The sequence below is a fragment of the Mesorhizobium sp. W016 genome, from assembly GCF_054719485.1.
In genome coordinates this window covers 4,276,542-4,298,676 of sequence record NZ_JBTTIF010000002.1, presented here as the reverse complement: position 1 = coordinate 4,298,676, position 22,135 = coordinate 4,276,542, and the positions used below count along the sequence as shown (strand labels likewise).

The window sequence follows — 22,135 nt, the reverse complement described above, 5'->3', positions numbered from 1 at the left end:
GGAGCATGCCCACCGGGTTGAGGCCGCTGCGGCCCCAGCCGGCTCCCGTTCTGCGGCCACATCCTGATCTCATAATGACCGTCAAGGCCGGACGACGCGTATTTCTCATGTCGGCCTTCATTGTAAGTTCCGGTACGGAGATCCTTCGAAAGGCACCCTCGATGTCGACATGCTCCATAGCGTATGAAGAGCTACCAGCACGCTTGTAATATAGCTTTTGAGGCTGCGGTGTGGTCGACGTTTCCGACCGTGGCACGTCGACGACCATGAACTCGGCGTTTTGGTCGGCATTCGATGCAAATCCAGCGACGCGGATACCGTCGTTTTTCGGATGCAGTAAATCCCCAACTGCCGAGCTTACGACCGAAGGGGCTACTTTCCAGTTCGGGATTGGCTCAAGCGCAGTTGCGCAGTCAGCCCGTCACTGTTCTTACGGCAGCCAATACCGAACACCAAAACACCGGCCGAATTGATGAAGGCTGACAGTGCTTTTGCCAACGCCGCCCGACCATCCTTAGTTGGTTGTTCGTGAGGTGTGAAAGCGGGCCCCTGTTTTCCAACCGCAGGTGTCTTGAAGTCTAGCTAGGCTTTCCTGCATCTCGGCCTCAACTGCTCATTTAGCAGAGCTTCCCTATGAGCGACCAAGTCTTGAAAATCCAGCATGGCAGTTCCCGGCTTTGTATCCCGGCTCTACGGCTACCCGCGTCAGCCTTTTCTATGGTAGCCAGTGAGTTCTTACAGAACGAATCCTAAGCATTTCAATTTGGTGCGGACGACGGGAATCGAACCCGTACGATCAGAGATCGAGGGATTTTAAGTCCCTTGCGTCTACCAATTCCGCCACGTCCGCAGGCCAGCCCTTTTCAGACGCCAGCGAAAACCCGTCAAGCCATCTTTTGCCGAGTGTCGAACTCATGAAAGGTGGTTCGTGATTTCAAAACAATTGGTTGTGGCGAAAATCTCAGTCGCCGAGAACGCTCAGAATTTGTAGCTGAGATTGATACCGACCGCGTTCAGCTTCACATCCTGATCGCGATCGTTGAAGGGTTCCGCCACGTCATAGTGCTCGGAGCCGAAATCGTAATAGCGATATTGCGCGCCGACGATGAATTTGTCGGTCAGCGCGTAGTCGACGCCGGCACCCAAGGTCCAGCCGACATTGGTGCGTGTGCCGGCGAACGACGCGCCCGCCACTTGCGAAGTTTCGATGCCGGCAAAGGCGACGCCGCCGACGCCGTAGACCAGCACGCGGTCCATGGCGAAGCCCGCTTTGGCGTCGACAGATCCGAACCACTTGATGTCCGTGCGGAATGTGCTTCCAAGGCCTGATACCGCCGTACCGTCGACGGCGGAATAATTGAGCTCCGCCTCGGCGCCGAGCACTGCCTGGTCGAACTGCCACAGCCCGGCGACATGGCCCCCGACGAAACCGCCGTCAATATCGGGCGAGATGGAAAACGGCGCGCCTTCCGTCACTGATATGTCGGACTGGCCCCAGCCGTAGCCGGCCTGCAGGCCGGCATAGTAGCCGGTCCAGTCGAAGCCTGGTTCGGTCATCGGCACCGCCATCGGGTCGGCGGCGAATGCCGGCCCGGCCAGAGCAATCAGAAATCCGGCACTGGCAATGGTCAGACAGCGCATCGAGTTCTCCGAAAAGGCGGTTAAGAAGGCGCCTTGCCGGAAGGTAATCCTATTCGCCGCAAAACGGAACCCATTGTTCAACAATCGGAAGCACCCGTTGCTGTGCTGGGGTGCTCTATTTTGGGGGCGCTATTTGGCGTCGATGAAGTCCAGCGCCGCCTGGCTATATTCGTCCGGCGCCTGCACCATGGCGAAATGACTGGCGTTGGGCAGGATGATGAGCTTGGCGCCCGGAATGACGGAGGCCATGTATTCGGTGTGTTCGCGCTTGATCGCCTCGTCATGGTCGCCGGCAACGATCGCGGTCGGCGTGGTTATCTTGCCGAGCTGCTCCTTGGTCCAGGCCGGCTCCGACTCCCACATGTGGCTGATCTGCGCCACGAAGGCATCGTACTGGTCGGGAGTCTTCGCCAGTTTCTTGTAGTCGCGGCCCGAGCGGTCGATGTAGGCGGCAAAGGTCTTGTTGGTCAGCACACCCGGATCGACGCCATCGGTGGTGACGTTGGCGGCCTGCGCAAAGAGCCGTGTCAGCCGCTCCGGATGATGCAGCGCGATGTCGATGCCGATAATGCCGCCGTCGCTCCAGCCGACAAGAGCGGTCTTGTCGATCTTGAGATAGTCGAGCAGCGCAAGATAGTCCGACGCCATGAGGTCATAGCCGTAAGCTTGCTCGGTGCGGGTAGAACGGCCATGGCCGCGGCTGTCGGCAATGATCACCTTGTGCGTCTTGGACATCGTCGCCACCTGGCTTGCCCAGATGTCGCCATGGCCAAGGCCGCCATGGATCAGGAGAATCGGATCACCGGCGCCGAAAACGGCATAGTACATCTGGATGCCGTTGACCGGCGCATACCCGCTCTGATCCGGTTTGGGCATCGCCGCCGGCTCCGGCAAGGTCTTCCAACGTTCCTCGGCGGATACAAAGCCGCCCGAGATCAGGAACAGGGTGACGAAGGCGAGTGCTTTCAGGAACCGGATCATGACTTCACCTCAGGAGGTTTCGGGCTCATCACAACAAAAACCCGCCTCGCGGCGGGTCGTCGGCGCAAATCAGCACCATAGCCAGAATGGTAGCATAAGTGGCGGCACAAGCCAAACTGAATGACCGCACCACTGATGCCTGCCCTCGGGGTGAGCAGGTGCGGCGCATCCGCCCGGGCGAATTCTCATCGACGGATTTCGTCCGTGATCGCTGGCCAAAACCTTGCCGGCTTGGCACAGTCGGGCAAACAGGAGTTTTTCATGGCCAAGCAGCCGTCGGCGACGAAACCCAAGCCCTGGACCGAGATGGCGACGCATCTGGTCGACGTCGCAACGGGGCGCAAGCCGGCCGACCTCGTCATCCGAAACGGCCGCTGGGTGAACGTGCATTCCGGCGAAATCATAGCCGGCACCGACATCGCAATCTCAGGCGGCCGCTTCGCCTATTGCGGGCCGAATGCCAGCCATGCCATCGGCCAGGGCACCAAGGTGGTCGATGCCGGCGGCCGCTATCTCGTGCCCGGCCTGTGCGACGCGCATATGCATGTCGAGAGCGGCATGGTGACGGTGACCGAGTTCTGCCGCGCTGTCATCCCGCACGGCACCACCTCGATGTTCATCGATCCGCACGAGATCGCCAATGTGCTGGGTCTGCCCGGCGTGCGGCTGATGCATGACGAGGCCGTCGCCATGCCGATCAACGTGCACGTCCAGATGCCATCCTGCGTGCCGTCCGCGCCGGGGCTGGAGCATGCCGGGGCCGAACTGACGGTCGCCGATGTCGCGGAAGCGATGACCTGGGAAAACATCATCGGGCTCGGCGAAGTCATGAATTTTCCCGGCGTCATCGCCAATGATCCGGTCATGTCGGGCGAGATCGCCGCAACGATCAAGGCCGGCAAGACGGTCGGCGGCCACTACGCGTCGCGCGATCTCGGCCTGCCGTTCCATGGCTATGTCGCCGGCGGGCCGGAGGACGACCATGAAGGCACGCGCGCCGAGGACGCAATCGCCCGTGTGCGCCAGGGCATGAAGGCAATGCTGCGGCTGGGCTCGGCCTGGTACGATGTTGCCTCGCAGATCAAGGCGGTGACCGAGAGCGGTCTCGACCCGCGCAACTTCATCCTGTGCACCGACGACAGCCATTCCGGCACGCTGGTGCATGAAGGCCATATGGACCGGGTGGTCCGCCACGCCATCCAACAGGGATTGAAGCCGGTGACGGCGATCCAGATGGCGACGCTGAATACCGCCCAGCATTTCAAGCTGGAGCGCGAACTGGGCTCGATCGCGCCGGGACGGCTGGCTGATCTGCTGATCGTCTCCGATCTTGCCGCCATGACCATCGACGAGGTCTATGGCCGCGGTATCAGGCTGGCCAAGGGCGGCAAGCTCGAGATCGACATTCCGGCCTATGATTACCCCAAATCGGCGAAGAACACCGTCAAGCTCGGCAAGAAGCTGAAGCCAGGCGACTTCGACATTGCGGCGCCCAAGGGCGCCAACGAGGTGCGGGTGCGGGTCATCGGCGTGATCGAAAACCAGGCGCCGACGCGGGCGCTGGAGGCCGACCTGCCGGTCGAGGACGGGCTGGTCGCCATGGACCGCCGCAACGACATCTGCCAGATCGCGCTGGTCGAGCGCCACCGCGGCACCGGCGGCGTCACCAATGCCTTCGTCTCAGGCTTCGGCTATATGGGCGACTGCGCCATGGCGTCGAGCGTCGCACATGATGCCCACCACATCATCTGCGTCGGCACCAACAAGGAAGACATGGCGCTGGCCGTCAACCGCCTGGGCGAGGTCGGTGGCGGCGTGGTGCTGTTTTCAAAGGGCAAGGAACTGGCGCTTGTCGAAATGCCGATCGCCGGGCTGATGTCGGACGAGCGCGCCGAAATCGTGGCGGCCAAGGCCGAGAAACTCACCGAAGCAATGCGCAAGATGGGCTGCTCGCTCAACAACGCCTACATGCAGCACTCGCTGCTGGCGCTGGTCGTCATTCCGGAGCTCAGGATTTCCGATGTCGGCCTGATCGACGTGACGACGTTCCAGAAGGTCGGTTTGTTTATCTGAGATCAGCCCCGGTGCTTGGCTCTCATCCGCCGGTGGCGATGGTCAGCACCTTGAATGGCGTGGTGATGATGATCTCGGCGACGGATCCGACTGCCTTGCCGAGGCCTCGGCCGAGATTGTCGATCTGGCCCTGCGTGGGTTCGTCCGATGCCAGGCCGGCTGGAGCGCGCAGACGGTCGCCGAGCAATTGCACCAGGAACGGGTTGTCGGCGAATTTGGCGTGGTTCAGGCGGTCGCCGCCCTTGATCTGGCTGAGGTCGGCCACAACGACGCCGTAACTGGCAATGTCGGCGGCGTTGCCGTAGTCGCCGACGCGCGGCTTGTCGCCGGATAGCAGGCTGGACAGTCTCAGAGCACGGTCGTCGGCGGAAAGCAGGATGACGAACGGCCTGTCGGGCTTGCCGTAGCGGATCATCTGCTTCTTGAAGACGTCGACATCGATATCGGGCGATGCCAGGACGACACGGCCGAGCTTGCCGTCGAGATCGCGGTCGCCGGTGATGGCGAGCTGGCGCAGCGCTTCCATCGTCACCCAGGTTCCCATCGAATGCGCGATGATGTCGATGCTCTTGACCTTTGTCTTGGCGAGCATCCTGAGCGTCGCCTCGAGGTCGTCGCGCGCGGCGTTGGCGCTGTCCTTGTCGTAGATATAGCCCGTGGTCTTGCCGCTCGAAGCCCACGAAAACAGGATCGGCGTGCCGGGATATTCGGTGTCGTGGGCGATCTGCGTCAGCCGGTAGACCCCGTCGTCGAAGCCGTTGTTGAAGCCGTGGACGAAGACCAGCGCGCGGTCGCCATTCATGGTGATGTTGGCACCGACGGCCTTGGCGAATTGCGAGGCGTCGCCATAGTGGACGACGTCGGTGGCGGTGAATTGCTTGGCCGGGTTCGAATTTGCCGAGCCCTTGGCGCGCTCGATGGCGCCGACCTGGTGGACCTTCGGCACGGTGACGTCGACGCGGGCGTAGCTGGTGGTCAGCGAGCGATCGCCATCGAACACCTGGCGTGGGTCCTTGGTCGCCTGCTTGCGGGTGGTGGCGACGAAGATTTCGTGGGTGGCCGCGATGTCGGAGGCAGGCACCGAAACCGTCGTCTTGTTCAACAGGTCATGGGTGTTGGGGCCGGCGCAGCCGGCGGCAGCGAGCGCGAACGCAAGGACCAGGACAGTCTTCCATCGCTCGTTCAAGCGGGCTCCCGCTGGCGCATTGGCGCCGATTTCAATGTCGTAGAGGCAGAGACCGGTCCGGTCCAGTTGAAAGTGAGCGGGCCGGTCGGCATTCGCTACCTCACGCGGCGACGGTCGCCGCAAGGCAACAGCCTTATTGTCCGAGCGCGCTGATGCGGTCGGTCACCGTCTGGTCGCTGGCAAAGCCGTCATCCTCGCGCAGCCGTTGGCCGATCATCTTCACCAGTTCGGGATTGTCGGCGAACTTGGTGTGGTTGAAGCTGTCGCCTCCCTTGACCTTGGAAAGGTCGACCACGGTGACGCCATAAGCGGCGAGGTCGGCGGCATCCTTGTAGTCGCCGACGCGTGGCCGCGAGCCGGCAATCAGGCCTGAGAGCCGCAGCGCCCGGTCGTCGTCGGAGAGCAGCAGGATGAACGGCTTGTCCGGCTTGCCGTAGCGGCGCATCTGGCTCTTGAAGACGTCGACGTCGATGTCGGGAGAGGCCAGCACGACATCGCCGAGCTTGCCGCCGAGATCGCGGTCGCCGGTGATGGCCATCTGGCGCAGCGTTTCCATGGTCACCCAGGTTCCGAGCGAGTGGGCGACGATGTCGATGCGCCGCGCGCCGGACTGCTGCAGCATGCGCAATGTCACCTCCAGCTGATCGCGGGCGGCGCTGGCGCTTTCCTTGTCATAGACATAGTCGGTGGTTCTGGCGCCGGATGCCCAGGAAAACAGCACCGGCGTGCCGGGATAGCCGGAATCGTGGACGATCTGGGTCAGGCGGTAGACCGCGTCGTCGAAGCCGGTGTTGTAGCCATGCACGAAGACCATGACGCGGCCGCCGCGCGCGGCAATGTCGGCATTGAGCGCGCTTGAGAACTGGGGCTGCGCATCGTAGCCGACGACCTCGGAAGCCATGAAGTATTTCGCCGGGTCGTTCGACTTGCCGCGCGAGCGGCGCTCGATCTGGCCGGTCTGGTGGACGCCGGGAACGGTGACGGTGACGCGGGCGTAGTTCAGCGTCGCCGAGCGTTCGCCGTCGAAAACTTTGTTGGGATCGTCGGATTTCTTGCGTGTGGTGGCAATGAAGATCGAGTGATTGCCCGAGATTTCGGTCACCGGCGTGGACATGACGGCGCTGCCGAGCAGTTCCTCGGTTTTGCGGCCGCCGCAGCCGGCGATCAACAGGGCAAGTGCAAGAATGCAAATCGTCTTCAAACGCACGTCAAAAATTCCACTCCGGCCAAAAGGCCCATATACCCCCGCGGCACCTCCCGGACAGTGAGAGTGCGGCAGAAGTAAGTCGTGTCCAGCCGAAATGTGGTCAGCGTCGAGCCACGGTCATCGCACTGTTGCGCGAAAGCCAGAATGGCGGCAGGAACGCAGGGATGTTGGAGAAGGGCAATACCTCGGGCTTGAGCCTGATGCCGAGCACATCGCCCATGAAGGCGCGGCGCGCCTCGATGCGGCGCCATGCCTCGGGATAACGGGCCGCGATCTCCTCGCGCAACGCCTCATCGGCAAGCGCGATACCGTCTTCGATGTTGGTGGTGAAATAGCTGGTTCCGGTCGCCGGAATGATGTCGACCTGCAGCGCCATGCCCGATTGCAGCTTGATGTCCGAGCCCGAAAACACCGGCGAATGCATCCATTCATCGATATGGACGAGATGGCCGGGATTGAGCGAGACGCCGAAGAACGGGTCGCCTATGCGGTCATGCACGGCTTTCCACAGCGCTCCGCCGGCAACGCCGATGCCGATGGTCTCGTACCAGTCGACGACGGCGGCGAAATAGGGCGCTACCAGCTGTTCGACATAGTCGCTTATCTCGCGCGGCAGTTCGGCCGCGCTCTCGACCAGGAAGCCGGCGCGGGCGTTGAGCGAGCCCTGGATGCCATAGGCCATGGTGACAGGATCGCCGCGCTTGATGATGTCGAGGCGCGGGCTAGGCAAGCCGTAGGGCGCACGCCTGCCGGCGGACAGCATCGGGTGGCAGCACAGGGGCAGGCCGTTGATCCCCATCAGCCGCGCGGCCCGCAATTCGCTCATGCCGGGCTCGATACCCCCAAGCACATTGCGCAGGCCCTGCGAGGAAAAAGTCGCGGCGAATTCGAAGGACGCCAATTGGTCTGCCTCGTTGATGGCGCGTAGGCCGTCGGATGGGTTCATCAACAGGTTGGCGGCGTTGACCACCGCGCCTCTGTCGCCGGCCAGTGTGCGCAGCGTATCGGCGATGAAGGAAGGCAGGTCGAGCGTCGTCTCGCCAAAGCCGCCATCGCCGGGGCCGAACGGCTTCCAGCCGATGGCGCCGATCTTCTGGCCGGCCTTCAGGCCGCAGGCGGCAAGCGTGTCGGATAGAGAGGCCGAGCGGTCGCGTGGCTGCGCCGGCAGCGAGAAGGTCTGGTAGAGGACGCGCTCGTAAGGCCCGTCGCAGATTTCGGCATAGCCCCAGCCCTCATTGCCGACGAGAAGCTTTGACTGGCTGCCGGGGACGATGACCAGCAACGTCTCCTCGAAACGCGGATCGTAACCACTGAGATAGGCGACATTGGCCGCGTGCTCGCGGTCGCCATAGACGGCAAAGGCGTCGAGCCCGGCCTTGGCGCCGCGCGCCAGCAGAGCCTCGATGCGTGCTTCGTAGGTCCGCCGCTGAACTAGCGGCATCACTGTTGGCTCGCCGAATTCAGGAAGGTCTACGGTCTTCAGGGCGACAGCCGAAACAGGCATGAAGATGGCTCCAATGGATTTCCTGCTGGCGCGTCAAAGCGGCCGCGCCGCATCGGTGGCTGCAAACGGCGAATTGTGCAATAGGCTTCGCCTTCGAACCATTCGATCCAGAGGTGACGGCGCCATGAACAGTTTCTCCTCCCGTGTCGCCACCGCCGCAGCCGCGATCCGCGAGATCTTTCCCGAAACGCCGCTGCAGGAAAACGACTATCTGTCGAAGAAGACGGGGGCTCGGGTGCTGTTGAAGCGCGAGGATCTTTCGCCGGTGCGCTCCTACAAGATCCGCGGCGCCTTCAACTTTTTCCGCAAGGCGCTTGCCGCCGGCAACGAGGCCGAGCTGTTCGTCTGCGCCTCGGCCGGCAACCATGCGCAGGGCTTTGCCTTCGTCTGCCGCCATTTCGGCAAGAAGGGCGTGGTCTTCATGCCGGTGACGACGCCGCAGCAAAAGATCGACAAGACGCGGCTGTTCGGCGGCGATTTCGTCGAGATCAGGCTGGTCGGCGACTTCTTCGACGACTGCTACCGCGCCGCCTTCGAATTCACCGAAAGTTCCGGCGCGCATATGGTGCCGCCCTTCGACCACAAGGATATTATCGAGGGGCAGGCGACGGTCGCCTATGAGATCGCCGACCAGATGCCAGGCGCGCGCATGCCCGACATCATCATGCTGCCGGTCGGCGGCGGTGGCCTGGCCGCGGGGGTGACGCACTATTTCGCCGATCAGCAACGTGACGCGCGCTACGTCTTTTGCGAACCGGCCGGTGCGCCGAGCCTGCATCAGAGCCTCGCCAGCGGCAAGCGCGTCCGGCTCGCCAATGTCGACAATTTCGTCGACGGCGCGGCGGTGGCCGAGATCGGCCGCGAGCCGTTGCGCCACCTCAAGGAGTTCGCCGCTCAGGCGGTGCGGCTGATCCCTGAGAACCGGCTCTGCGCCACCATGATCGAGATGCTCAACATCGAAGGTGTGGTGCTGGAGCCGGCCGGTGCCTTGGCGATCGACGCGTTGAAGGATTTTTCGCGCAAGGAAATCCGCGGCAAGACCATCGTCGCGGTGGTGTCGGGCGGCAATTTCGATTTCGAGCGGCTGCCCGACGTGAAGGAGCGGGCGCTGCGCTTCGAGGGGCTGAAGAAATACTTCATCATCCGCTTTCCGCAGCGGCCGGGCGCGCTGCGCGACTTCCTCGAACTGCTCGGTCCCGACGATGATATCGCCCGCTTCGAATATCTGAAGAAATCGGCACGCAATTTCGGCTCTGTGCTAATCGGCATCGAAACCAGGGACCGGCGTAACTTCGATCTGCTGAGGGCAAATTTCGAGGCCGAGGGCGTGCACTATCAGGACATCACCGACAACGAGACCCTGGCCGGGTTCATCATATGAGCGGTACAGCCTGCCACCCGAAGCTCGAAGAGCGAAGGGTGGTCTTCGTCGCGCTGTTTTCCGGCATCAACGTCGGCGGCAACCGCATCGTCAAGATGGCGGAGTTGCGAGCGTTTTTCGAAGAGTTCGGTTTCTCGGACGTCGCCAGCTATGTACAGAGCGGCAATGTCGTGTTCCGGGCCAGGAAGGGCGACGCCGCCACGCTGACGAAACAGATCGAAGCCGCTTTCGAGAAGAAATGGGGCTTTCATTCGCGCATCATGGTGCGCGATCTCTCCTGGTTCGAACGGTTGGTGAAGGAGAATCCGTATCCGGAAGTCGCCGGCGATCCGACCAAGCTGCACGCCTACACGCTGGAGCGCCAGCCGACGGCGGACGAGATCGCCAAGCTTGCCGAAAAATGCACCGGCCCGGAAAGCTTTGAGGTCAAGGGCGACGTGCTTTACCTCAAGGCGCCGGACGGGCTCGGCAAATCGGTGTTCGCCGGGCTGATCCCGCGCATGCTGAAAGTGCCGGGCACCGCGCGCAACTGGCGGTCGGTGCTGGCGCTGCTGGAGATGGCCGGCAAAGCCGGTGCAAAATAACGCTATGCCGCCGGTGCCTGCTTCCACTCGAAAGTCAGCTCCTCGCGGAAGGCAAAGCGCTTGATGTGATCGGCAACGACGCTCTCCATGCGCTCCAGCGATCCGCTTTCATCCGTCGACACCGTGATATGCAGCGCTGCCGCATCGGCATCGAGAACCGTGCGGCCGAGCGACAGATCGATGGTGCCGTGGTTCAGATCGAACTCGACGGGAAATTTGTGCGCCCAGTGCTTGCACAACTGCTGCAAATAGCGGCTGGCATACGCGGTGGAGACATCGGCACGGCTGGTCGGCATAAATGAATTCTCCTGGGTGAGGCACTGGCTTTGCTTGGCTGGCGCGACAGGCAGGTAAATAGGTGCCGTTGCTCGAAATGGCAAAGGGGCCGGCTTGTCGGCGCGGCCGCCTCGCTCAAGATGGCGTGATCGCTACCAGGTGCCGGTGTTCGGCATCGATGCCCACGGCTCAGCCTTGGGCTTGGCCGGGCCCTTCTGCAGCAGTTCGAAGGAGATGCCGTCCGGCGACTTGACGAAGGCCATGTTGCCGTCGCGCGGCGGCCGGTTGATGATGACGCCATTGTCCATCAGATGCTGACAGGTGGCGTAGATGTCGTCGACCTCATAGGCGAGGTGGCCGAAATTGCGTCCGCCCTTGTACTCCTCCGGGTCCCAATTGTAGGTCAGTTCGATCAGCGGCGCCTTCTCAGTGATGCCGCTTTCTACATCCTCGGAGGCGGCGAGGAAGATCAGCGTGAATTGGCCCTGCTCGTTTTCGTAGCGGCGCACTTCCTTAAGGCCGAGCTTGTTGCAGTAGAAATCGAGCGAGACATCGACGTCGGCGACACGGACCATTGTGTGGAGGTAGCGCATGGGATTTCCTCGGGGATGTTTGGGTTGCGAGGCAACATAAGGTCCACCCCGCCGAAGGGCAACGAGCATCGGACTGAAAGTGGTCACCGGTTTTGGAAAAATCAGATGGCTCTGACAAAAGCGCCGGACACAAGTGGTTGCCGATTTCGGCGAAATCCCTTGCAAATTGCCGACCGGTTGACCGCCTTGATGGATCGTCATTGCTGTCGGCAGCGACGCCGGCAAACAACAAGTCAGCTATTCCTGTATTCAACCGCGAAAAAAGGCACGGCAGGTCTTGCACACCCCGGAAGCGGCGGTGTTAATCTAATGTCAAGAATCACTTGCGGTTTTCTTGAAAAAAAGGGGGCGTTCTTATGGGGGATAAGGCCTCTTTCACGAGGCGGGATGAGAACCTTGACGACGCCCTGAAGAGTGACAGTGGCGGCGATAGCGCCGACCTTGTCGAAATCGCCGGCGCCATCAAATGGTTCGACGTGGCCAAGGGCTACGGTTTCATACTTCCCGATGACGGTTCTTCGGGCGACATCCTCCTCCATGTCACCTGCCTTCGAAAGGACGGTTTTCAGACTGCATTGGAGGGCGCGCGTGTCGTGTGCCTTGTCAAGCACGGCGACCGTGGTTTGCAGGCGTTCCGGGTGCTGTCCATGGACACCACTACGGCGATCCATCCGGCCGAGATGCAGGAACAGCGCACCCATGTGGCGGTGACGCCGGAAAGCGGGCTCGAGCGGGCGCTGGTCAAGTGGTTCAACCGCACCAAGGGCTTCGGCTTTCTGACGCGCGGCGAGGGCACCGAGGATATCTTCGTCCATATGGAGACGCTGCGCCGCTATGGCATCACCGAGCTCAGGCCCGGACAGGTCGTGCTGGTGCGTTTCGGACGCGGTGACAAGGGCCTCATGGCTGCCGAGATTCACCCCGATATGGGCACCTTGCCGGTCGCGCATTAGGACGCGAGCCTTCCTGAGGAAGTCAGGACGGCGTTTTTCTTGGTTTCACCACGATCTTATCCGAATACCTGAGACCACTTTTAGGGATCATGGTCTTTGGTCGAGGATTTCCAATGGCGTACAGGAACTGGCTGACAGCGGGCGCGCTCTGCGTCATCGTTGCGGTAGCCGCAGGCGCTTACTTCTATTCCGGGCAGCCGACCGCATCCCAGCAGACGATCGCCGGCGGTCAGGCGATGATCCTTCCCGTCGATCCGACACCCTTGGTCGTGGCGACGAAAGGCGGCGACAAATCCTTTTCGATCGAAGTCGCCGACACCGACTCGGAACGCGAGGCCGGCCTGATGTTTCGCCAGGATATGGCCGACAATCATGGCATGCTGTTCGTCTTCGAGATGCAGAAGCAGGTCGGCTTCTGGATGCACAACACGCCGATGCCGCTCGACCTGATCTTTGTTGGACAGGACGGCAAGGTCCGGGCCGTCAAGCACGGCACTCCATCGTCCGATGCAGTCATCTCGCCGGGTGTGCCAGTGCGCTTCGTGCTGGAGCTCAAGGCCGGCACCGCCGCCAAAAACGGCATCGACTATGGCGATCTGCTGCGCCATCCGGCCGTCGGCACGGTGTCCGGCCCCGGCATGCCGCCATCGGACAAGGGCAACGCGCCCACGCCCGGCGCCGGCTGAGCCGCTCCCGATGCAATTCTTCTCCCATGACGGGTTCGACTTCGCCTTCCTCGACCGCCAGCCGGCGTCGGGGGCGGGCGATCCGGTGCTGATGATCCACGGCTTTGCCTCCAGCCACTATGTCAACTGGGTATCGCCCGGCTGGTTCAAGACGCTGAACGATGCCGGCTATCGCGCCATCGCCTTCGACAATCGCGGCCACGGCTCGTCGTCGAAAAGCTATGACGAGGCCGACTACACCCCGGCCAAGATGGGCTCGGACGCGGCGGCCCTGCTCGACCATCTTGGCATCGGCCGCGCGCATGTCATGGGCTATTCGATGGGCGCGCGCATCGCGGCGTTCCTGGCACTGTCGGATCCCGACAAGGTGGCGACGCTTGTCTTCGGCGGGCTCGGGATCGGCATGGTCGACGGCGTCGGCGACTGGGATCCAATCGCCGAGGCGCTGCTGGCCAACGATCCGGCCGCCACCAGCCATCCGCGCGGTCGCTCGTTTCGCGCCTTTGCCGATCAGACGCGCAGCGACCGCCGCGCGCTGGCCGCCTGCATCGCCACGTCGCGCGAACTGCTCAGCGAAGACGACATGACGCGCATCGCCCAACCAACGCTGATTGCGGTCGGGACGACAGACGATATCGGCGGCTCGCCCGACGAGCTCGCCGCGCTGATGCCGAACGCCAAGGTGTTTCACATAGACGGCCGCGACCATATGCTGGCTGTGGGCGACAAGACCTTCAAGCAGCGGGTTTTGGAGTTTTATGCCGAAAATCCGCTTTAACCGGTAAGCGATTTTCGGGCGATATGGATTGGGCGGCCGGCGAGGGGTGGCAAACAATGGCACAATGGGGAAGAAGCGCCGACGCTCTGCCGGGCGCCGTCGTGACAAGCAAGTTCGGCAAGCGTTCCGTCATCCTGGCGCTGCTCGCCTTCGGTGCCGGTGTGATGGCGCTGACCACAATGGTGGCGCTTCCGACCCACGCATCCGAGCGTGCCCAGAACATCGCCACGGGTTTCTTCATGGCGGTTTTCCTGCTGGCAGGGCCGTTGGCGCATATTGCCGGATTGATTTTCGGGCTGATGGCGCTGGTGCGTTCGAACGATAGCCGCGTGCTTGGGGTCGTCGGCATCCTGCTCAACGGCGGCTCCCTGGCGGTTGGCTTCCTGCTGCTTGTGGCAATGGCATCGACGATCGGCGCTTTCACCTGATCGGGGACGAGTAATGGCCGGATGGGGAAGAAGCACGATAGCAATGCCCGGCGTGGCGGGGCGGAGCAGCTTGGGCAAACGCTCGGTGATCCTGGCCCTGCTGGCGTTCGCAATGGATTTTGCGGCGGTGGTCACGCTGGCGTTGATGCCAGGCGAGGCGTCGCTGGCCGCTCAAAACGTCCTCGGCGGGGTTTTTCTGCTGGTGTTTCTCGTTGCGGCGCCGCTGGCGCACATCACCGGCGTGGTTTTTGGCTTGATGGCACTGGGACGTTCAAACGACAATCGTGTCCTCGGCATCGTCGGTATCATCCTCAACGGGCTGTCGTTGGTGATCGGCCTGTTCTTTGTTTGGGCGGCCACCAAGTCCGTTGGCGCCTTCAGGTGATCGATCTTCGTCTGGCTTGCAGCCGGAGGCGGTGCCGCTTTGGTTGACCTTCTCGTCACCTATATGGACATGCGCGAACCGAATTCGGCGCCGGCTTTCGACTGCCCGCTATCGGGCGCCACGGTGGCGCGTGAAACACTTGATGTGGCCGCCTATCTCAGCCTCTACCGCGCTGTCGGCGAGCCGGTGCAGTGGGACCAGCGGCTGCGCATGCCGGCGGAAGAGCTCGAGCGCCTGCTGGCGCTGCCCTCGACACATATCCATGTGCTGCGCGTCGAGGGCGAAGCGGCTGGTCTGTGCGAATTCAACGGCGTCGGCCAGCCTGAGGTCGAGCTAACCCATTTCGGGCTGGTCCCCGTCTTCCAGGGTCGCAGGCTTGGGCCGTTCCTGCTCGACCAGGCGCTTCGCGCCATCTGGTCGCACGCGCCGCAAAGGGTCTGGCTTCATACCGACACATACGACCATCCGGCTGCGCAATCGGTCTACAGGCGCGCCGGGTTCAAAGCCTATGCGCAGCGCATGGAGACATTTCCGGATTAGGATTTGAGCGTTTCTAGAGACCGCGCCAGGTTTTGCCTGGCCTGGGGCTCGAACCTCTGGCGGAATTCCTGCGTGTGAAAAATATGCTGGCGCGCGAGGAAAGTCTTGAGAATCGCGCCGCGGCCGGCGCGCCACATCGGCTCCTCGACCCAGCCATATTCGCGGCGGACCGCTTGTTCATAGGCGTCGAAAGCGTCGGCTGACGCACCCAGTATCGCCAGGTCCATGTCGAGGAAAAGCGCTGCGTCGCGGAGGGCGTTCTCATCGGCAAGGCACCGTGGTTGAAGGCTGGGCAGTTCATGCGTGGCGGTGGCGACGATCATCGCCGCTATGCGGCCGAGGCGCTCCGGATCGGTGCGGGCGGCAAGTTTGTCCTGCGCAAGTGCCGCACTCCTGGCCTCGTTGTCCTTGGCGCGGCTGTCATAGATGGCGTCATGGAACCAGATTGCGGCTTCGACGGCGCCGGAATCATGCAGCGATGCTCGATATTCGTCCGCCAGCGCCAGCAACGCCTCGATATGGGCGAGGTTGTGATAGTGGCGATCCGGAGCTTGATAGAGCGCGGAGAGCGCGCGTTTCAGCGGAGCGTCGATCAAGGGTTCGTTTTCCATGGCGGCTTGAATTTCCGTGAACCAAATCCATTTCACCGAGCACTAAGGAAAATTGAGTTCAATCGTGCTATGATCTGGCTTATATGTGCCGCCGGAGAATAGGCAAGCGGCCAGGACGCAGGACAAGACGTCGATGAACAGCATCAGCATTTCCCGCCCCACAATGGTCCAGCCGGTCGATCCGATCTGGCGTTCGGTCCGCGACGAGGCGATGGAAGCGGTCAACCGCGACCCGCTTCTGGCGGCGTTCCTCTATTCGACCATCCTCAACCAGGAGAGCCTGGAGGAAGCTGTCATCCATCGGCTCGCCGAGCGGCTCGCGCATCAGGACATCGGCTCCGACCTCATCCGCCAGACGTTCAAGTCGATGCTGGCCGACGACAAGGAATGGTCGTCGATCGTGCGTGTCGACATCCAGGCCTATTACGACCGCGATCCGGCCTGCGACCGCTTCATCATGCCGGTGCTCTATTTCAAGGGTTTCCATGCGATCCAGACGCACAGGCTGGCCCATTGGCTGTGGAATCAGGGCCGCAAGGATTTCGCGCTCTATCTGCAGAGCCGCTCGTCCTCGGTGTTCCAGACCGACATCAACCCGGCCGCCCGCATCGGCAAGGGCATCTTCATCGACCACGCCACCGGCCTCGTCGTGGGCGAGACGGCGGTGATCGAGGACGATGTGTCGATCCTCCATGGCGTGACGCTGGGCGGCACCGGCAAAGCCGGCGGCGACCGTCACCCCAAGATCCGTTACGGCGTGCTGATCGGCGCCGGCGCCAAGATTCTCGGCAATATCGAGATCGGCCATTGCTCGAAGATCGCGGCAGGCTCGGTCGTGCTGTCGCCGGTGCCGCACAACAAGACGGTTGCCGGCGTACCGGCCCGCGTCGTCGGCGAGACCGGCTGCGACCAGCCTTCGCGGCAGATGGACCAGCTTTTGCCGTCGCAGTCGATGGATCAGGTCGTCAGCTTCGACATCTGATTTGCAACACCCGGCGCGCCGGACTGAAGTCCGGTTGCCGGCGCCATTGCCTCTGGAGCATGATGCCGAAAAGTGTGAGGCGGTTTTCGGACGACATCATGCTCTACCTCCTTGATTTAGAGGCGGATTTGGATTCGACCTGAAATCATCCGGCCCCAGGGTTCGCGTTCTATCCAGCCGGCTTGCCTTTACATCGCCATTGTCGACGTGCCAGAAGCGCGTTCCAACGAGCAAGCCCGACGATCGGAGAAGACTTTTGAAGCCGGACGAAATCAGAAAGCTGGACGCCTATTTCAAGCGCGTCTTCCAGAATCCCAAACTCGAGGTGAAGGCGCGGCCGCGCAAGGAAGATTCGGCCGAGGTCTATGTCGGCGACGAGTTCCTCGGCATCGTCTTCAAGGACGAGGACGACGGCGACTATAATTTCTCGATGGCGATCCTCGACATCGATCTGGCCTGATCGCGGAACTGGGGATCGGAGTTGCCTATCTCCAACGAAGTGGGGAGATGAAGAGCAAGCCTCGGCGATCCTTCCCACCCCCCTCTGTCCTGCCGGACATCTCCCCCGCAAGGGGGGAGATCGGCAGTTCCTCGGCTCTTCTTCTGCAACCTCGATAATTGGCGAAAGCAGTGATGGGGGCGTAATCTCCCCCTTGCGGGGGAGATGTCCGGCAGGACAGAGGGGGGTGCTGTCCCGCCAACGGTCGTAAACTTCTGCGCCGCTTCGCTTCGCCCGAACAGAGGCAGGCTAGCGCCCCGTCTTCAGGACGCGCGTGGCCTCGGCGACGATAGCGGCGTCAAGCGCCGGCCAGTTGCCCAGCAACTCCCGGGGAAAGCGGTAGGTCAGGCTGAGGCTGTCGCCGACCTGGATGTCCCGCTCGCAGGGCGCCAGCGATTCCTCGGCGCTCGGTCCGCTCAGGCAGCGGGCGACGAACGGGTCCTTGCCGGCCCGGCCGGCGACCGCGAGCACCTCGTTGAGATAGCCTGATTTTTCCGTAAAACCGTAAATCGTCGTGCCGCCGGGGCCGGGCGCGCCGGGCTGGCTTATGAGCGCGCTATAGATCGGCACGAAACGGCCGCTCATGTCGCGCGACATCATCTGCGGTTCGAACGACAGGAAGATGATGTTCTTGGCCGTGCCCGTGTGGTTGAAATCCTCGCGTGCGGCTTCGCTGTAGCCGTCCATCTGGGGATAGCGCAGATAAAGGTCTAGGCGCGAAGCGATGCCGTCGCGCCGCGCCTGCAGGAAGCGGATGGCGTTGGCCGGCACGGCAATGACATTGTTGCCGATCACCACCCTGTGGACCGTGGTGTCGTCGGTGTAGCCGGCCATGGCGATCGAGCGGCCGAACCATTTTCCGCCAAGGCTGATCGCCAGCGACAGCAGCGCCAGTGCGGCAAAGGCATAGAACACCCGCTTCATCAGCACGGAATCGACGACGTTGAATTCTTCGGCGGTCGCTGCCTGCTTCATCGCAATCCCCATAGTCGCCGCCGTCTGTCCTTGGGCGGCACACATGCCGTGGCACGGCTCTTGCTGCGCTGGACGCGACTGTGCGATCTCATGGTAAACGGAAGGTTAAGATGAGCCTGCTGCTGCCCGTTCTCTTCGCTTTCGCCGTCGGCCTCACCGCCTGCGGGCTTACCGGGTCTGTGATGGAACTGGCGGCGGGCCGCCGGCTTGCCTTTGCCGAGCCTTATGTGTCGCCGGCGTACATCCTGCGCTCGCTGGCCGCGACCGCTTGCGCCGGTCCGTTCATGCTCGCCAACGATGCGCTCGATGCGCGGCGCGAAGGCCGTATTTCCACGCTGATGCTGGTGTCCTGCGGCTGCACGGTGATCGCCTGGGCGCTGGCGCTGGGCATCGTGCTGATCGCCATTGTCTCCTGGGGCATTGGCTCTCCTGGTGCGCTTCAGCTTTTGGTGGAATCGCTGGCGCGGTATTTGCCTTGAGGCAATTGCTGGGGAAACCGCTACGCGGTTTTCCCAGGATTGTTCTAGGGTTTGTCCGGCCTGCGACGAATCGGAGACTGGAAATGCCGACCTATGCAATCGACGGAAAATCGCCCCGTTTCGAGGATGCCGACAGCAACTGGATCGCGCCCGATGCGACCTTGATCGGCGACATCAGCGTCGGTCGCAATGCCGGCTTCTGGTTTGGCGCAGTCATCCGCGGTGACAATGAGCCGATCGTCATCGGCGCCGACAGCAATGTCCAGGAACACACGGTGATGCACACCGATCCCGGTTTTTCCCTGACGATCGGGCAGGGTTGCACGATCGGCCACCGCGCCTTGCTGCATGGCTGCACGATCAGCGACAACAGCCTGATCGGCATGGGCGCCATCGTGCTCAACGGCGCCAGGATCGGCAGGAATTGCCTGGTCGGCGCCGGCGCACTGGTCACCGAAGGCAAGGAGTTCCCCGACAATTGCCTGATCGTCGGCTCGCCCGGGCGGGTGATCAGGACGCTGGACGATGCCGCTGTCGCCAGGCTGCGCGCCTCGGCCGCGCACTATGTCGCAAACGGCAAGCGCTTCAAGGCGGGGCTGAAGAAGGCCTGAACTCTATTCCTGTTTGACGATGATCTTTTCCGAACGGCAGGTCAGCGCAGCAAAAACCGGTTCTCACTTTTCGCTGCCGCGGTCCTTCGGCTCGGGATCATGGTCTGAAATGGTGGAGCCGGCCCGGGGACGGGGCCGGCTCCTTAAAACCCGGTCGTTGGGGACGGGGAGGGTGGGGACTCGACCGGGCTTTCTCGTTAGGCACGTCGCATTATTCGATGTGCTTGACCTCTGTGATGGCGTCCTAGCGGACGCTGGCAACCGCGTCGGCGCGACCGTCATTGATCGTCACCCACACGCCGGAATTCTGGTCGGACTGGCGCTTCAGGTAGGTGTAGTCGGTGTCGGTCCAGGACAGCACCTTGGACTCCAGATTGTCGAGGATGAACTCGCCGAGGCTGGTGCGCACGGTCAGCACCGCGTGGCCGTCGCCATTTTGTTGGCGCGCCACGGTCATCAAGAGATTGCCGGCGGGAACGCCGAGCGCCATCAATTCGCGGCGCTTCTCCAGCGCATAGTCCTCGCAGTCGCCGAAGCCGCTGTCGGGATAGGACCAGACCTCTTCCTTACCCCACATTTCCATATCGGTGCGCGGCACGATCCGGGTGTTGACCGAATTGTTGACGTCGACGATCGCCGCCCACAGCTTGCGGGTCAGTTCGACCGGTGCCTGCTTCGGCGTGCGCTGAGCGCACTCCTGCGGCAGCTTCTGGCAGAATTCGTAGTGACCGACCGGCTGTGTCGTGCGGCCGCCAGTGTGCATGTAGGCCGGTCCTGCTGCTTGCGCCGTTCCCCAAGCGGAAAGCTGCATCGCCATTGCCAAGAGCAACAGCTTGCCCCACGTCTTTGCCATTCGTCAGTCTCCCCGTTTGAGGAGACAATGACAGCGTTGGATTTATTTGACGCAAAAACCCGAAGTAGACATTGATTAAAAGCTCAATAGAATACGCGTAAAATTTGACCTGTTTTAATATAAAATCGTTCAGGTCTCGGCGTAAACCCGCGGTGTCGGGGCGCGGATTTCCGGGTGGAGCCGTGGATTTGCTGCGTGCCGCTACAAGCTGGAGAGGCAGGCGGAACGCCGGCAACAAAAAACCGGCCGCGCAGGGCCGGTTCGTTTTTGCTGCCTGTTGCCGATCGTTCAGGCGCGCGGGGCGTTGAACTCGGAATCGAGCGTTTCCGGGCGTTGGATGACGGCGAATTCGATGGCAACGCCATCCTCGAAATGACGCACCACCTGGCCACGCATGGTGCCCAGCATGACCTGGATGCCGAGCGCCGGCTTGACGTCGATCTCGACCGCCGCGCCCGACAGCGACAGGTCGATGATGCGGCACTGATACTGGCGCCCATCGGTGAGCTGCAGCACGCTTGTCGGGTTGCGCGGCGCCACGCGTTCGTGGCGGCGGTCTTCCGGCAGGTCGAGTTCATGCTTGTTGGCGAGCCAGGTCAACTGCGCGGCCAGTTTGTCCTTCTTGCGATCCGAGGCAATGACGGTCATGGCAAAGCCGTCCTGCGAAGTGCGCGTCACCACGCCCTCGATGCGGCCGATATGATCGATATAGGCAATGATTTTTTCGCCCGGCATGCCGACGCGCTCGGTGCGCAACGCGACATTGCCCGGTGACATATCGACGACCTGGCAAGGGTGTTCGGTGCGGTCCTCCAGCATGAAGCGCCCGTAGATCTTGACCCGGACGCGCTGAAAGTTACGCCTTTCGGCGCGGGACGGTGCGTATTCGACCGCCGCTGACCTCATGACTGCCTACACCCCGTTGGCATTCCCGCGTCGTGCGTGGAATCTCGGCCAAAACTACAGCCAAGCAGGTTAACAAAGGAGAAAAGTGGGTCGCCGATAGTTAAGATTAGCGCCGGCTTGGAGACTATTGCTCGCGCCCGCCGTCGAACACGACGAGGTGGCGGATACGGCGCGACCGACCGAGCGCCGAGATGGTCTCCGGCGCTTCGAGTTCGGGAGCCAACGACGGAACGGATATTTCCGGCCGGTTTTTCAGGAACATCGGTTCCTTGTCGGGATCGATGACCCGGATGGCGTCGATCAGCGCGTCGGTGATCGGGTCGGCGCCCAGCCAGAACGGCTTTTCCACGGCGCTGATGACGCCGAGGCAGCGCGGGTTCTCGACGCCGCCATCGAGCGGCAGCGCAAGCAGTTCGAAGTGGTTGGAACGGCCGTTGCGGCTGAATCCCTCATAAGTGATCGACACCACGGATTTCTGCTCGAAAACGCCGTGAATGAGGCGCGACACCAGCCGCTGGTCCTTCTCACGCCATAGCGAGGGGAACGAAAACCCCTTGAGCTCGCGGCCGTAGCCGGCGCAAAGCCTGGTGCCGGCAAGCCGGAACACCGCTTCGCCGCGCGTATCCCTTTCCAGGATGAAGGTGTCGGCCAAAAGCGCCTTGATGTCGGCCGGTTCGACCTCCGAACGCTTTGGGGCAGGACGTCCACCACGCAGGCGATTCCAATAATGGAACAGCGCGATTGATCCGTTCTGGTTCATGCTATGAAACTCCGCGCATTCTGCCGTCTGATGGTCCCATCGGTGAACAGAAAGGGCGCCCTCCGATGACCTACATGCGTTCCGGAGCAGGATGCGTGCCAGCGTCGTTAAGACTTGTTCACGGGTCGGGGACGTTAAGGTTAACAAGTGGTTTACGTTGCGCGCACAGGCTCGCCATGGCACACCAAAACCACTCCAGAAGCGGTCGTTTCGCGACGACCAACAGCACTTCGGTCAATAGTTTTAGGGGAGCAGGGGGCTCG

At 62.2% G+C, this 22,135-nt stretch carries 25 protein-coding genes and 1 tRNA gene; 13 read left to right on the top strand and 13 right to left on the bottom strand.

The window, feature by feature from the left end; translation table 11 throughout:
• Positions 1 to 764: 764 nt before the first annotated feature.
• The 3 genes from ACYG9V_RS21425 to ACYG9V_RS21415 form a co-directional block, all read right to left on the bottom strand.
• Positions 765 to 850 (bottom strand) — tRNA-Leu (locus ACYG9V_RS21425).
• A gap of 128 nt (positions 851 to 978) precedes the next feature.
• Positions 979 to 1,641 (bottom strand): outer membrane protein, encoded by a 663-nt coding sequence (locus ACYG9V_RS21420; protein ID WP_352535553.1) that lies wholly within the window; start codon positions 1,639 to 1,641, stop codon positions 979 to 981.
• Positions 1,642 to 1,770: 129 nt separating this feature from the next.
• On the bottom strand, positions 1,771 to 2,622 hold the full coding sequence (locus ACYG9V_RS21415; RefSeq protein WP_352765318.1) for an alpha/beta fold hydrolase: 852 nt from the start codon (positions 2,620 to 2,622) through the stop codon (positions 1,771 to 1,773).
• A 261-nt stretch (positions 2,623 to 2,883) separates the two neighbouring features.
• On the opposite strand from ACYG9V_RS21415, the gene ade reads away from it, so the two are divergent.
• Positions 2,884 to 4,695, top strand: coding sequence for an adenine deaminase (gene ade / locus ACYG9V_RS21410; RefSeq protein ID WP_352765319.1), 1,812 nt, complete (start codon positions 2,884 to 2,886; stop codon positions 4,693 to 4,695).
• Between the two features lie 22 nt (positions 4,696 to 4,717).
• On the opposite strand, the gene ACYG9V_RS21405 is transcribed toward ade, so the two are convergent.
• The 3 genes from ACYG9V_RS21405 to ACYG9V_RS21395 form a co-directional block, all read right to left on the bottom strand.
• Positions 4,718 to 5,881, bottom strand: coding sequence for an alpha/beta hydrolase (locus ACYG9V_RS21405; protein ID WP_023734424.1), 1,164 nt, complete (start codon positions 5,879 to 5,881; stop codon positions 4,718 to 4,720).
• Between the two features lie 133 nt (positions 5,882 to 6,014).
• Positions 6,015 to 7,088, bottom strand: coding sequence for an alpha/beta hydrolase (locus tag ACYG9V_RS21400; RefSeq protein WP_023691199.1), 1,074 nt, complete (start codon positions 7,086 to 7,088; stop codon positions 6,015 to 6,017).
• A 100-nt stretch (positions 7,089 to 7,188) separates the two neighbouring features.
• Positions 7,189 to 8,592: an aminopeptidase P family N-terminal domain-containing protein gene (locus tag ACYG9V_RS21395; protein WP_352670468.1), complete on the bottom strand. Its 1,404-nt coding sequence runs from the start codon at positions 8,590 to 8,592 to the stop codon at positions 7,189 to 7,191.
• A gap of 124 nt (positions 8,593 to 8,716) precedes the next feature.
• On the opposite strand from ACYG9V_RS21395, the gene ilvA reads away from it, so the two are divergent.
• A complete protein-coding gene (gene ilvA / locus ACYG9V_RS21390) occupies positions 8,717 to 9,973 on the top strand; it encodes a threonine ammonia-lyase IlvA (RefSeq protein WP_023735350.1) in 1,257 nt (418 codons plus the stop codon).
• Positions 9,970 to 10,557 (top strand): DUF1697 domain-containing protein, encoded by a 588-nt coding sequence (locus ACYG9V_RS21385; RefSeq protein ID WP_050591491.1) that lies wholly within the window; start codon positions 9,970 to 9,972, stop codon positions 10,555 to 10,557. Before ilvA ends, ACYG9V_RS21385 begins: the two co-directional genes overlap by 4 nt.
• Positions 10,558 to 10,559: 2 nt before the next feature.
• Here ACYG9V_RS21385 and ACYG9V_RS21380 read toward each other — a convergent pair whose 3' ends face one another.
• Both ACYG9V_RS21380 and ACYG9V_RS21375 read right to left on the bottom strand, forming a co-directional pair.
• Entirely contained in the window at positions 10,560 to 10,853 is a 294-nt protein-coding gene (locus ACYG9V_RS21380; RefSeq protein WP_023735352.1) for a DUF2218 domain-containing protein, read from the bottom strand.
• A gap of 132 nt (positions 10,854 to 10,985) precedes the next feature.
• Positions 10,986 to 11,426, bottom strand: coding sequence for a VOC family protein (locus tag ACYG9V_RS21375; protein ID WP_460222011.1), 441 nt, complete (start codon positions 11,424 to 11,426; stop codon positions 10,986 to 10,988).
• A gap of 356 nt (positions 11,427 to 11,782) precedes the next feature.
• Here ACYG9V_RS21375 and ACYG9V_RS21370 point away from each other — a divergent pair, with 356 nt between their 5' ends.
• The 6 genes from ACYG9V_RS21370 to ACYG9V_RS21345 all read left to right on the top strand — a co-directional run bounded on the left by ACYG9V_RS21370 (position 11,783) and on the right by ACYG9V_RS21345 (position 15,196).
• Complete coding sequence (locus ACYG9V_RS21370) at positions 11,783 to 12,379, top strand: cold-shock protein (RefSeq protein WP_031244492.1); 597 nt, start codon at positions 11,783 to 11,785, stop codon at positions 12,377 to 12,379.
• A gap of 113 nt (positions 12,380 to 12,492) precedes the next feature.
• Positions 12,493 to 13,065 carry a DUF192 domain-containing protein gene (locus tag ACYG9V_RS21365; RefSeq protein WP_352765320.1) on the top strand — a complete coding sequence of 191 codons (573 nt, stop codon included), beginning with the start codon at positions 12,493 to 12,495 and terminating at the stop codon, positions 13,063 to 13,065.
• Positions 13,066 to 13,075: 10 nt separating this feature from the next.
• Positions 13,076 to 13,843, top strand: coding sequence for an alpha/beta fold hydrolase (locus tag ACYG9V_RS21360; RefSeq protein ID WP_023681517.1), 768 nt, complete (start codon positions 13,076 to 13,078; stop codon positions 13,841 to 13,843).
• Between the two features lie 56 nt (positions 13,844 to 13,899).
• Positions 13,900 to 14,271, top strand: a complete 372-nt coding sequence (locus tag ACYG9V_RS21355; RefSeq protein ID WP_023741428.1) for a hypothetical protein — start codon at positions 13,900 to 13,902, stop codon at positions 14,269 to 14,271.
• Between the two features lie 70 nt (positions 14,272 to 14,341).
• Positions 14,342 to 14,656 (top strand): hypothetical protein, encoded by a 315-nt coding sequence (locus tag ACYG9V_RS21350; RefSeq protein WP_023667509.1) that lies wholly within the window; start codon positions 14,342 to 14,344, stop codon positions 14,654 to 14,656.
• 39 nt (positions 14,657 to 14,695) lie between these two features.
• Positions 14,696 to 15,196 (top strand): GNAT family N-acetyltransferase, encoded by a 501-nt coding sequence (locus ACYG9V_RS21345; protein WP_352765321.1) that lies wholly within the window; start codon positions 14,696 to 14,698, stop codon positions 15,194 to 15,196.
• On the opposite strand, the gene ACYG9V_RS21340 is transcribed toward ACYG9V_RS21345, so the two are convergent.
• The gene (locus tag ACYG9V_RS21340; RefSeq protein WP_023681513.1) at positions 15,193 to 15,807 is read right to left on the bottom strand and encodes an HD domain-containing protein; all 615 of its coding nucleotides are present in this window, start codon (positions 15,805 to 15,807) and stop codon (positions 15,193 to 15,195) included. The two genes, ACYG9V_RS21345 and ACYG9V_RS21340, sit on opposite strands and share 4 nt — an antisense overlap.
• 133 nt (positions 15,808 to 15,940) lie before the next feature.
• On the opposite strand from ACYG9V_RS21340, the gene cysE reads away from it, so the two are divergent.
• Entirely contained in the window at positions 15,941 to 16,789 is an 849-nt protein-coding gene (gene cysE, locus ACYG9V_RS21335; RefSeq protein WP_023667506.1) for a serine O-acetyltransferase, read from the top strand.
• A gap of 256 nt (positions 16,790 to 17,045) precedes the next feature.
• Positions 17,046 to 17,249, top strand: coding sequence for a DUF3126 family protein (locus ACYG9V_RS21330; protein ID WP_006200852.1), 204 nt, complete (start codon positions 17,046 to 17,048; stop codon positions 17,247 to 17,249).
• Positions 17,250 to 17,537: 288 nt separating this feature from the next.
• Here ACYG9V_RS21330 and ACYG9V_RS21325 read toward each other — a convergent pair whose 3' ends face one another.
• On the bottom strand, positions 17,538 to 18,263 hold the full coding sequence (locus ACYG9V_RS21325; protein WP_023735357.1) for a hypothetical protein: 726 nt from the start codon (positions 18,261 to 18,263) through the stop codon (positions 17,538 to 17,540).
• 110 nt (positions 18,264 to 18,373) lie between these two features.
• Here ACYG9V_RS21325 and ACYG9V_RS21320 point away from each other — a divergent pair, with 110 nt between their 5' ends.
• Both ACYG9V_RS21320 and ACYG9V_RS21315 read left to right on the top strand, forming a co-directional pair.
• Positions 18,374 to 18,742: a DUF6949 family protein gene (locus ACYG9V_RS21320; RefSeq protein WP_023691210.1), complete on the top strand. Its 369-nt coding sequence runs from the start codon at positions 18,374 to 18,376 to the stop codon at positions 18,740 to 18,742.
• Between the two features lie 83 nt (positions 18,743 to 18,825).
• Complete coding sequence (locus ACYG9V_RS21315; RefSeq protein ID WP_023691211.1) at positions 18,826 to 19,353, top strand: gamma carbonic anhydrase family protein; 528 nt, start codon at positions 18,826 to 18,828, stop codon at positions 19,351 to 19,353.
• Positions 19,354 to 19,597: 244 nt separating this feature from the next.
• Here ACYG9V_RS21315 and ACYG9V_RS21310 read toward each other — a convergent pair whose 3' ends face one another.
• From ACYG9V_RS21310 to ACYG9V_RS21300, 3 genes are all read right to left on the bottom strand, one after another.
• Positions 19,598 to 20,206: a transglutaminase-like cysteine peptidase gene (locus tag ACYG9V_RS21310; protein ID WP_023695381.1), complete on the bottom strand. Its 609-nt coding sequence runs from the start codon at positions 20,204 to 20,206 to the stop codon at positions 19,598 to 19,600.
• Between the two features lie 288 nt (positions 20,207 to 20,494).
• Positions 20,495 to 21,112: a PilZ domain-containing protein gene (locus tag ACYG9V_RS21305; RefSeq protein ID WP_023667501.1), complete on the bottom strand. Its 618-nt coding sequence runs from the start codon at positions 21,110 to 21,112 to the stop codon at positions 20,495 to 20,497.
• Between the two features lie 124 nt (positions 21,113 to 21,236).
• Positions 21,237 to 21,872 (bottom strand): PAS domain-containing protein, encoded by a 636-nt coding sequence (locus tag ACYG9V_RS21300; protein WP_023828641.1) that lies wholly within the window; start codon positions 21,870 to 21,872, stop codon positions 21,237 to 21,239.
• Positions 21,873 to 22,135: the final 263 nt, after the last annotated feature.